The organism is Candidatus Phytoplasma palmae (genome assembly GCF_046896035.1).
In the GTDB taxonomy this organism is placed as follows: Bacteria; Bacillota_I; Bacilli_A; order Acholeplasmatales; family Acholeplasmataceae; genus Phytoplasma; species Phytoplasma palmae.
In genome coordinates, this window is the sequence record NZ_JBIPDD010000039.1 from 1 (window position 1) to 650 (window position 650).

1 protein-coding gene and 1 pseudogene are annotated in these 650 nt (G+C 21.4%); both read right to left on the bottom strand.

What is annotated here, in order from left to right:
• Positions 1 to 44: 44 nt before the first annotated feature.
• Positions 45 to 434 (bottom strand): transcription antitermination factor NusB, encoded by a 390-nt coding sequence (locus ACHMP6_RS01875; protein WP_412097829.1) that lies wholly within the window; start codon positions 432 to 434, stop codon positions 45 to 47.
• Between the two features lie 11 nt (positions 435 to 445).
• Positions 446 to 586, bottom strand: a pseudogene (locus ACHMP6_RS01880) (Fe-Mn family superoxide dismutase); the annotation flags it as partial.
• Between the last annotated feature and the right edge of the window lie 64 nt (positions 587 to 650).

Sequence of the window (650 nt, forward strand, 5' to 3'; positions counted from 1 at the left end):
TTATCATGATGTTCGTGATACGTGAAATCACTCATAATTAGGCATCATTTCGCGCACTGAATATCTTCGTAAATTAAATGTAAAATTTTATTATTAAATTTATACTGTTTATTATCCATTAAAGAAGAGTATTCTTTAGTAATCTTAATAGCTTCGTTTATTATTATTTTATGAGAAATTTTTTTTTCTAACAATTCTAAAGTTGCTAAACGAATAATAGCTTTATCAACTTTATTTAACCTATTAATATCGTAATTGTATAAATTTTTTTGAATAATTTTATCTATTAAAACAATATTATCAATAATATATTTAAAAACTGTTTTATCTTCATAAATAGTGTGATAGTCTGGAATTTCGTTGTGATAAAAATCATATTGATATAAACTTTGAATAATTTTAATTCTTAATTTTTTTATTTTTGAAGGTAACATATTTAACAGATTTAAAGAAGATTATTATTTTTTTTTCGAAAAGAATTCCAAATTAAAGCTTTTTTTAAATTATTTTGAACTTCTGTCCAATTAATAACTTGAAAAAAAGACTCTATATAATCTATACGTCTATTTTGAAATTGCAAATAATAAGAATGTTCCCAATCGAGATAGAATTAGACCGTTTTTCTATTACTAGATATTAATCTAAGCCCC

Excerpts from the sequence above, each read along its gene's own strand:
- ACHMP6_RS01875 (WP_412097829.1), bottom strand. The coding sequence starts at position 434 with ATGTTACCTTCAAAAATAAAAAAATTAAGAATTAAAATTATTCAAAGT.